At 65.0% G+C, this 9635-nt stretch carries 8 protein-coding genes and 1 pseudogene; 2 read left to right on the top strand and 7 right to left on the bottom strand.

The window, feature by feature from the left end; genetic code table 11:
• Together CKO23_RS22830 and CKO23_RS22825 are read right to left on the bottom strand one after the other, a co-directional pair.
• On the bottom strand, window positions 1-188 hold a 188-nt coding region (locus CKO23_RS22830), incomplete at its 3' end, for a transposase family protein (RefSeq protein WP_200335507.1).
• A gap of 273 nt (window positions 189-461) precedes the next feature.
• Entirely contained in the window at window positions 462-1646 is a 1185-nt protein-coding gene (locus CKO23_RS22825; RefSeq protein ID WP_200335506.1) for a pyridoxal phosphate-dependent aminotransferase, read from the bottom strand.
• Window positions 1647-1797: 151 nt separating this feature from the next.
• Between CKO23_RS22825 and uvrB the strand changes: the two genes are divergently transcribed.
• On the top strand, window positions 1798-3807 hold the full coding sequence (uvrB, locus tag CKO23_RS22820; RefSeq protein ID WP_200335505.1) for an excinuclease ABC subunit UvrB: 2010 nt from the start codon (window positions 1798-1800) through the stop codon (window positions 3805-3807).
• Window positions 3804-4625 (top strand): glutaminyl-peptide cyclotransferase, encoded by an 822-nt coding sequence (locus CKO23_RS22815; protein ID WP_346014672.1) that lies wholly within the window; start codon window positions 3804-3806, stop codon window positions 4623-4625. Before uvrB ends, CKO23_RS22815 begins: the two co-directional genes overlap by 4 nt.
• Window positions 4626-4890: 265 nt before the next feature.
• Here CKO23_RS22815 and CKO23_RS22810 read toward each other — a convergent pair whose 3' ends face one another.
• From CKO23_RS22810 to CKO23_RS27025, 5 genes and pseudogenes are all read right to left on the bottom strand, one after another.
• Complete coding sequence (locus CKO23_RS22810; RefSeq protein WP_200335504.1) at window positions 4891-5487, bottom strand: D-sedoheptulose-7-phosphate isomerase; 597 nt, start codon at window positions 5485-5487, stop codon at window positions 4891-4893.
• A 38-nt stretch (window positions 5488-5525) separates the two neighbouring features.
• Window positions 5526-6440 carry a YkgJ family cysteine cluster protein gene (locus CKO23_RS22805; protein WP_200335502.1) on the bottom strand — a complete coding sequence of 305 codons (915 nt, stop codon included), beginning with the start codon at window positions 6438-6440 and terminating at the stop codon, window positions 5526-5528.
• A 184-nt stretch (window positions 6441-6624) separates the two neighbouring features.
• Window positions 6625-8604: an adenylyl-sulfate reductase subunit alpha gene (gene aprA, locus CKO23_RS22800; protein WP_200335500.1), complete on the bottom strand. Its 1980-nt coding sequence runs from the start codon at window positions 8602-8604 to the stop codon at window positions 6625-6627.
• 31 nt (window positions 8605-8635) lie between these two features.
• Window positions 8636-9103 carry an adenylyl-sulfate reductase subunit beta gene (gene aprB / locus CKO23_RS22795; protein ID WP_200335498.1) on the bottom strand — a complete coding sequence of 156 codons (468 nt, stop codon included), beginning with the start codon at window positions 9101-9103 and terminating at the stop codon, window positions 8636-8638.
• Window positions 9104-9511: 408 nt separating this feature from the next.
• Window positions 9512-9635 (bottom strand): annotated as a pseudogene (locus CKO23_RS27025) (IS1595 family transposase); the annotation flags it as partial.

Here is a 9635-nt window from a genome sequence, read left to right as displayed (position 1 = left end):
GCCTTATAGCCACGTGCCCCGCACAACACCGCGCCGGCGGCGATGGCGAGCACCGCCGGCAAGGGATGGCGCCGACCTTGGCTGCGACGTGGATCGGGCACATCGGCAAAGAACGCTGGAAGCGAACGCATCTGCTTGGCACTCAACATCAGTTTCGGGGCTCCGTCGTGGTCAAGAGGATCGAGCATCGGTTGGGTCAGGCGTGCCTGGGCGCGGATCGACGAAGCGGGCCTGCGACCGAGCGCAGGATGATGTCATGCACGTGCGTCGCGCTGCCTCGCCAACCAATCCTGGCGCGCAGTTTGAGTCAAACGCTGGGGCCTGTACAGAATCGAAGGTAAATCCCACTACGGCGAGTCAATCTGCGGTAGAACGGTTTCGCCGTGAGGCTCCGGGGATCGCGCGGAGCGAAGGTTCCGCGCGATATCCGCTGCCCCGTGGATCTGCCCCTGACCCCAGGCTCAACCGGCTACCTTGGCGATACGGTCCAGCGCTTGCTCCAGATTGGCGCGGCTGGTGGCGATGGAGATCCGGACGTGGCCGCCGAGGCCAAAGGCGGAGCCCGGCACCAGCGCGACGCCGGCCCGCTCGATCAGGTGCTCGGCCAGCTCGAGGTCGTTGCCGACGCCATCCAGTCGCTCGATCAATCCCTGGACCCGAGGGAAGACATAGAAGGTGCCGTCGGTCGGGATGCACTCGATGCCGGGCATCTGGTTGAGTCGCTCCACGACATAGTCATGGCGCTCCATGAAGGCCTTGAGCATGATGCCGACGCACTCCTGCGGGCCTTCCAGCGCGGCCTGAGCCGCGACCTGCGAGATCGACGTGGGGTTGGAGGTGCTCTGCGACTGCACCTTCTTCATGGCCTTGATGACCTCGACCGGGCCACCGGCATAGCCGATGCGCCAGCCGGTCATGGAATAGGCCTTGGACACGCCGTTCAGGACCATGATGCGCGGCAGGAGGTCCGGGCAGGCATTGGCGATGTTGACGAAGGGCGAGGAGGCCCAGCGGATGTGCTCATACATGTCGTCCGTGGCGATCACGACCTTGGGGTACGCGCGCAGCACCTCGCCGATCGCCTCCAATTCCTCACGGGTGTAGGCCATGCCGGTGGGGTTGGAGGGGCTGTTGATGACAACCAGCCGGGTCTTGTCGTTGATGGCGCCCTTGAGCTGGGCGGGCGTGATCTTGAACGACTGCTCCGCGCCCGCGTGCACCAGCACCGGGGCGCCGCCGGCCAGCAGCACCATGTCTGGATAGGAGACCCAGAAGGGCGCCGGGATGACGACTTCATCGCCCGGATCCAGAATGGCCTGAACCAGGTTGAAGAAGCTCTGCTTGCCGCCGCAGGAGACCAGGATCTGGTCGTGAGCGTACTCCAAGCCGTTGTCGCGCTTGAACTTGTCGATGACGGCCTGCTTCAGCTCGGTGGTCCCGTCGACAGCCGTGTACTTGGTGAACCCGGAGCGGATTGCCTCGATGGCGGCGTTCTTGATGTGCTCGGGCGTGTCGAAATCGGGCTCTCCGGCCCCGAGCCCGATGACGTCCTTGCCCGCGGCGCGGAGTGCCTTGGCGCGAGCGGTGATGGCAAGGGTCGCGGATGGCTTGACGGCCTGGACGCGGGCGGCGAGTTTGATGGTCATCGGCGAATGTCTCTGGATTCCTGCGGTGGCTGGATTCGTTGCGTGCGGCTGCCAATAATAGCGAATCGGTCACATCCCGGCACGCGGATTGACAGACCCGCGCCAGGCTCTCCCGAGCCCTCTGGATTCGCGCCTCAGAACAGGATTCACCATGTCCGCCAGACCCTTTCAGCTCGTCTCGACATTCGCGCCCGCGGGCGATCAGCCGGAGGCGATTCGCCGGCTCATCGAAGGCGTGAGAGACGGCGAGGCCGGCCTGACGCTGCTGGGCGTCACCGGCTCGGGGAAGACCTTCACCATCGCCAATGTCATCGACCAGCTGCAGCGCCCGACGCTGATTCTGGCGCCCAACAAGACCCTGGCGGCGCAGCTCTACGGGGAGATGCGCGACTTCTTCCCCCACAACGCCGTGGAGTACTTCGTCTCCTACTACGACTACTACCAGCCGGAGGCCTACGTCCCTTCGACCGATACCTATATCGAGAAGGACGCCGCCATCAACGAGCACATCGAGCAGATGCGGCTCTCCGCGACCAAGGCGCTGCTGGAGCGCAAGGACGTCATCATCGTCGCGACCGTCTCGTCCATTTACGGCTTGGGCGACCCGGACGCCTATCTCAAGATGGTGCTGCTGCTCAAGCGCGGCGATGTCATCGACCAGCGCGCCATCCTGCGCCGGCTCGCCGAGCTGCAATACAAGCGCAACGAGATCGAGCTGCATCGCGGCACCTATCGGGTGCGCGGCGACGTCATCGATATCTATCCGGCGGAATCGGACGACGAGGCGGTGCGGGTGGAGCTCTTCGACGAGGAGATCGAGGCGCTGTCGCTCTTCGACCCGCTGACCGGCGAGGTTCTGCGCAAGGTCCCCCGCTACACCGTCTTTCCCAAGACCCACTACGCCACGCCGCGCGAGGCCATCGTCCAGGCGATCGACCAGATCAAGGCGGAGTTGAAGGACCGGCTCGCGTGGCTGCGCGAGAACGACAAGCTGGTGGAGACGCAGCGGCTCGAGCAACGCACACGCTTCGACATGGAGATGATGTTGGAGGTCGGCTACTGCTCCGGCATCGAGAACTACAGCCGCTACCTCTCCGGGCGCGGCCCCGGCGAGCCGCCGCCGACGCTCTACGACTATCTGCCGGCGGACGCCATGGTGGTGATCGATGAGAGCCACGTCACCGTGCCGCAGCTCGGCGGCATGTACCGCGGCGATCGCTCGCGCAAGGAGAATCTGGTGGAGTACGGCTTCCGTCTGCCCTCGGCCCTGGACAACCGCCCGCTGCGTTTCGAAGAGTTCCAGGCCCGCCAGCCGCAGACCATCTACGTCTCCGCGACGCCGCGCCAGTTCGAGATCGACCACTCGGGCGCCGTGATCGAGCAGGTCGTGCGCCCCACCGGCCTGATCGACCCGGCGCTGGAGGTCCGCCCGGCCCTGAGCCAAGTCGACGACCTGCTCTCGGAGATCGGGCTGCGGGTCGCGGTCGGGGAGCGGGTGCTGGTTACGACGCTGACCAAGCGCATGGCCGAGGATCTGACCGACTACCTCAACGACCACGGTGTCAAGGTGCGTTATCTGCATTCGGATATCGACACGGTCGAGCGCGTGGAGATCATCCGTGACCTGCGTCTCGGCGAGTTCGACGTGCTGGTCGGCATCAACCTGCTGCGCGAGGGGTTGGACATGCCCGAGGTCTCGCTGGTCGCGATCCTGGACGCGGACAAGGAAGGCTTCCTGCGCTCGACCGACTCGCTGATCCAGACCATCGGCCGGGCCGCGCGCAACGTCAACGGCAAGGCCATTCTCTACGCCGACGTGGTCACCGGCTCGATGCAGCGCGCCATCGAGGAGAGCGATCGGCGGCGCGCCAGGCAGGTCGCCTCCAACCAGGCCAATGGCATCACGCCGCGGACGATTCGCAAGGCGGTGGCGGATATCATGGAGGGCGCCACCCCAGGCGCGCCCATGAAGGCCCGCGAGTACGCCAAGGTGGCGGAGGAGATCGCCGAGTACGCGGGCCTCACGCCCGCGCAGATGGCCAAGCGCCTGAAGACGCTGGAGAAGGCGATGTATCAGCACGCCAAGGATCTGGAGTTCGAGAAGGCCGCCGCGGTCCGCGATCAGATTCGCGAGCTTCAGGGCCGGGGGCTGGTGGCGTGAGCCCGCGATCCGCCGCCGTCCTCCTGCGACTGCACCTTGGGGTGCTCCTGACTGTCGCCGGCATGGGTGTCGGCTGCGGCCAGTCGTCCGATGCCTCCTGGCGGACCTCGCGGCCGGTTCACGGCTTCCGCGTCGTCGCGAGCTATCCGCACGATCCCGAGGCGTTCACGCAGGGACTCGCGATCGCGGACGGCCAACTCTACGAAGGCACCGGGAATTACGGCGCATCCGTCGTCCGGCGAGTCGAGGTGACGAGCGGCCGGGCGCTGCAGGAGAGCCGACTTCCGCCCGATGTCTTCGGCGAGGGAATCACCCTGTGGGGCGACACGCTGGTGCAGCTGACCTGGCGAGAGCATCGGGGATTCGTCTACGCCCGGAGCAGTCTGAATCGGGAGCGCAGCTTCGAGGTCACCGGAGAAGGCTGGGGACTCACGCATGATGGGCGCCATTGGATCGCCAGCGACGGGACCGAGGTGCTGCGATTCCTGGACCCGGAGACGCAGAGGGTCGTGCGACGCCTGCGGGTGCTGGATGAGGGTCGACCGCTGCGCTATCTCAACGAGCTGGAGTACATCCAGGGACAGATCTGGGCCAACATCTGGCACAACGACCTGATCGCCCGGATCGACCCGGAGACGGGCGAGGTTCTCAGCTACGTGGATCTCAGCGGGCTCCGGCCCGGGATCGATTCCAGGACCTCTCAGCAGGTGCTCAACGGGATCGCCTATGACGCCAACGCGGATCGGCTCTTCGTGACCGGCAAGAACTGGCCGAGGCTCTATCAGATCCAGGTGCTCGCGCCACCCGACGCGCGCTGAGCCGCGCAACCTCGCGCAGACCGAGGCCTTGCCAGGAAGTCCCCGCTCCGAGTACGACCGGGGCCAACTGAGGAACTGTCCATCTTCTACGTCCTGATTTGAGCCTGGTGACGAAGCTCCGCTTCGCGAACTCGAGGATCAGCGCCTGGATCGACCCAATCAAGGGCCGGAAGCCGCCGACGTCGTGAAGCAGAGCTTCATCGCTGAGGTCACGAAGCTGGAGCTTCGTGACCAGAAAAGGGGGAAGCAGTTGATGGACAGTTCCTTACTCGGGACAGGTCAGGGACTCGACGATCTCGCACAGGAAGTGGCCCAGAACGAGATGTAGCTCCTGAATCCGCGGCGTTTCGCGGGAGGGGACGGCGAGCACCAGATCGGCGCGCGGGAGTTCCGGGTGCTTGGCCCCCGTCAGGAGCACGGTCGTCACGCCGCGCTCGGTGGCGACCTCCAGAACGCGCCGAATGTTCGGTGAGCGCCCACTGGTCGAGAGCGCCCAGAGGACGTCGCCGGGACGGGCCAGGGCGCTGAGCTGGCGTGCGAAGACCTCGCTGAAGGAGAAGTCGTTGGCGACGGCACTCGCCGCGCTGGTGTCGAAGCCGAGGGCGACGGCCGGGAGCGCACGACGGGTCTTATTGGCGAATGGCCCGATCAGCTCGCCGCTCAGGTGGGTCGCCTCGCCGGCGCTGCCGCCGTTGCCGCAGATGAAGAGGGTGCCGCCCTGATTGATGGCATGCGCCGTCAGCCGGGCCGCCTCGACGCTCGCGCGGATGAGTGCGTCGTCACCTTGAGTCGCCTCGATGAGGGTCTTGGTGGCGTTCAGCCGGCTCAGCAGGATCTCTGTCAATGCAGCGCCGTCAGACATGCCGGCACCCTACCCGGCTCCGCGCGCCCAAGACGGGCTCAGGCAACGCCGCAGCCCCCGTCGCCGCCAGCCCCGTCCTTGAGATCCTCCGCGGCCATGTGTCGCTCGGCCTCGAACGTCCTGCGCGCCTCCCAAATCTCCCGGCGCTGCTCGACGCGCCGCTCCCAGGCGTGCGCAACCTCCTGGATACTGTGCTCGCCAAAGAGGACCTGACGGAGAAAGCGGTAGGAGAAGCGCAGCAGCGCCTCGTCGTCTTGCTGGATCCCGGCATAGAAATCATCAGGCAGGGTATAGCTCTTGCGGAAATTTTCACTGCAAAGGAAACGCCGGAAGGTGTCGAGGTCATAGGATGCCATGAAAAAGAGCTGCAGGCTCGTCCGGGGCGGACGCCCGACGCCCGGTCCCGCGGACTTCTTCTTCAGGATCAGCTCATACCACTCCCGGTTGAAGCGATCGAAGGCCTCGCACCCCTGCTCCGCGCGGTAATCCGCGATGCTGATCTCAGCCGGCTGCTCGTGACCTTTGCAGAGCGACTCCTTGACGAGTGAGTAGCGCTCTTCCGCCTTGGGCGAATCCTTTTCACGCAGCGCCAGGAGCGCCGCCGGATAGTAGCGGCAAACCGTTGGGCGATCGGCGTAGACGCCACAGCCAGACTCGCCGTCGAGCTGCAGACAGGCCCCCGAGTCGTCGGTCTTGAGCTTGACGCCGGGTAGACCGTCGCCGTCCATCTGGAAGGGCACGGTGCAGTCTCGCACGAACGCCGTCGTGGTCGTTCCAAGCCGACGACTCAGGCGCAGGATGTCATAGGGTGTCAGGGTGACGTCCGCCTGCTTGCAGCAGGCGTTGAAGCAGGAGAGACCCCCGTGGCAGCGGAACTGGATCCGACTCTCGGCACTCAGCGCCTTGGGCATGACGGCGCTCTGGAAGGGGATGTTCGGCTTGCTGTCACTCATGGGGAGATCCTCGGCGTGGGCGCGCGCAGTGCGGCTTGGCGCGGCGCGCTGGGAAAGGTTCGACAGCTGCTTGATCTCCAGAGGGCGCCGCCCGAAACGAAGAAGTCCGGTCGCCAGGTGACGACCGGACTCCCAGTGCCACCGCGCGAAACCGGCCTGGGGCGCGCCGAGGACGGCCAGCGGCCTACTTGAACAGCTTCGACTTGTCGACGATGTCGACGTGAGCCCGCTTGAAGCAGGTCCAGGTCTTGCTTTCCTTGTCGTAGACCGAGTTGACGAAGCACTTCCAGTTCTCTTCATCAACCAAGTTGAAGTCCATCCGGTAGTAGAAGCCGGGATAGCGGCTCTCCTCGCGGAATTGAATATGCTTCATGTGCGCTTCGGCGGTGAGGATGCGGTGGTAGTTCTCCCAGGCACGCAGCAGCTCATGGAGATCCTTGGCGCGCATCTTGAGCGCGTCTTCCTTGAGCATCTCCAGCTTGTGCTCGGCCACTTCCAACATCTTGGCATTGGTCTGATAGAGGGTCGAGACGCCGGCGACGTACTCGTCCATGATCTTCTGCAGACGGAACTGGAACATCTTCGGCGTGATGTAGTTGGGATTCACGTCGATGGCCGTCGTGTAGTCCTTGTGCTCGATGAAGTTGCGCACCGGACGGTAGATCTCTTCGACCAGTTGCTCGACGGCATCTGCCAGCTCAGGCGTGTGGTCCTTGTGGTCCATGCAGAACTTGACCATCGCCTTGGCCGCCAGGCGACCCTCGGCATGGGAGCCGGAGGAGAACTTATGGCCGGAGGCACCCACGCCGTCGGCCGCCGTGAAGAGACCCTTGACGGTGGTCATGGAGCGGTAGCCCCAGTTCCAGCCCGACGGCAGATGGTTCGGAATCCTGCCCGCGTCGTCATGCTCCTCGGAGGTCGGCGCGCCCAGGTCCGCGGGACCCGAGACCCAGATCCCGCAGCAGCCGGAGTGCGAGCCGAGCAGGTAGGGTTCGGTCGGCATCAGCTCGGAGCTCTTCTTCTCGGGCTCGATGTTCTCCCCCGCCCAGACCCCGGCCTGGCCGATGCACATATCGAGAAAGTCCTCCCAGGCCTCGGCCTCGAGGTGCTTGATCTCCTTGGGCGTCATGGTCTCGGCGAGCTTGCCGAGCGCGGTGACGGTGTCCATGTAGATCGGGCCGCGACCCTCGCGTATCTCCTTCAGCATGAGGTGGTTGCGCAGGCAGGATGCCGGTGCGGCGGCCTGCCCATAGGGCGGATAGTCGTCCAATAGGTGCTTGTTGGTCTCCAGGTAGACGTCGCCGAAGGCGTTGATCGCCTTGGCCTTGAACAGGAGGAACCAGGCACCGACCGGGCCGTAACCGTCCTTGAAACGCACGGGCACGAAGCGGTTCTCCATCATGGTCAGCTCGGCGCCAGCCTCGGCGGCCATGGCGTAGGTGCTGCCGGCGTTCCAGACCGGGTACCAGGCACGGCCGAGGCCCTCGCCCACGGAGCGCGGGCGAAAGAGGTTGACGCAGCCACCGGCGACCAGCAGGCAGGCCTTGAACCTGTAGACGTAGACCTTGTGCTCGCGCAGCGAGAAGCCGATCGCGCCGGCGATGCGGTGCTTGTCGTGCTTGTCGTTGACCAGCTTGGCGATGAAGACGTGCTCCTGGATGCGCGCGGTGCCCAGCGCCTTCTTCGCGGACTCGGCGACGATGCACTTGTAGGACTCGCCGTTGATCATGATCTGCCACTTGCCGGAGCGGACCGGCTTGCCGCCCTCGGCCAAGGGCTTGACCTCGTCACCGGGCTGCTTCCAGATCGGCAGGCCCCACTCCTCGAAGAGGTGCACGGAGTCATCGACGTGGCGGCCGAGGTCATAGGCCAGATCGTCGCGGGTGATGCCCATGAGATCGTTGGAGACCATGCGGGCGTAATCGGCCGGATCCTGATCGCCCAGATAGGTGTTGATCGCGGACAGCCCCTGGGCCACGGCGCCGGAGCGGTCCATGGCGGCCTTGTCGACCAGCTTGACCTTGAGGTCGATGCCCTGCTCCTTGGCCGCTTCCAGCCAGGGGCCGATCTCGTAGGCGGCCCCGCAGGCGCCCATGCCGCCGCCGATGATGAGGATGTCGACCTCTTCCTCGACGATCTCGGGATTTGTGAATTCTCCGGCCATGTCATCCGCCTCAGCGTGGTTCTCTTGGGTATTACTTGCGAATCAGCGCGTCGGGGTTACCCGGCTTCTGAACGCCACCTAGGTTGAAGTAGCCGGGCTCGTCGATCTTGGCGATGTCGGCCGCGGGCTTGGAGCCGTAGGGATCGATGGAGCCTTCGGGGGTCGTGCGGATGGGGAACTTGAACCGCTTCATGGTGCCGTTGCGGAACTTGATGGTCCACATGATGGAGTCGGCGCCGCGCAGTGGCTGCACCGAGCCGCCCATGGGGACGACGTCGGCATAGTGACGGCACTCGATCGCCTGCTGAGGGCAGATCTTGACGCAGGCGTAGCACTCCCAGCACTGCTCGGGCTCTTGGTTGAAGGCCCGCATGACGTGACCTGTTTCGGAACCGTCCTGGTCCAGCTTCATGAGGTCGTGGGGGCAGATGTACATGCAAGCAGTGGTGTCTTGACCCTTGCAACCGTCACACTTGTCGGTCCGCACAAAGGTTGGCATGGTGCTCGATCTCCTCAGGGTTCACTGTGGTGAATGCCGCCTATTCTTCGCAAGAGGCGTGGCGGCTCTCGGCGCCCGTCGGTCTCTCGGCCCCGGGTGCGTGGAAGCGGACTTCAGGTGCCTGCCCGGTGCGGCCAGCTCGCCAACATGCCTGCTGGCGATGCCCCGCCAACCCGCGGGCGCCGGATCGGCGATGAGATGACGGGTTTGATTGGGTGAGGCAGACTATTGATTTGAGGGGATGAGGTCAAAGCAGGATTTCACCCCATTTTCATAAAATCGCTCTGGGCTCTCCACTTAACCGGAGTTCCTCCACGGACGGTTTGCGGGAGGGAGGTCGAGGCTTGGCGGGTGGCCATTTGCCCTCGGCGGGGTGGGGAGTACTGTTCGGGGTCGCTGGGTCAGTGCGAGTTCCTTGTAGCGCACAGGCTCGTTCGCAATCGCGAGTTCGAGTACCCGGTAGAACACCATCCCACGGCTGCGGGACCGCCGGCGGTTGAAGCGGAACACGAACTCGTTCAGGTAGCTGGCA

The organism is Thiocystis violacea (assembly GCF_016583565.1).
GTDB lineage: Bacteria > Pseudomonadota > Gammaproteobacteria > Chromatiales > Chromatiaceae > Thiorhodococcus > Thiorhodococcus violaceus_A.
The sequence above is the reverse complement of the archived record's forward strand: the minus strand, read 5'-3'. Positions and strand labels throughout refer to the sequence as shown.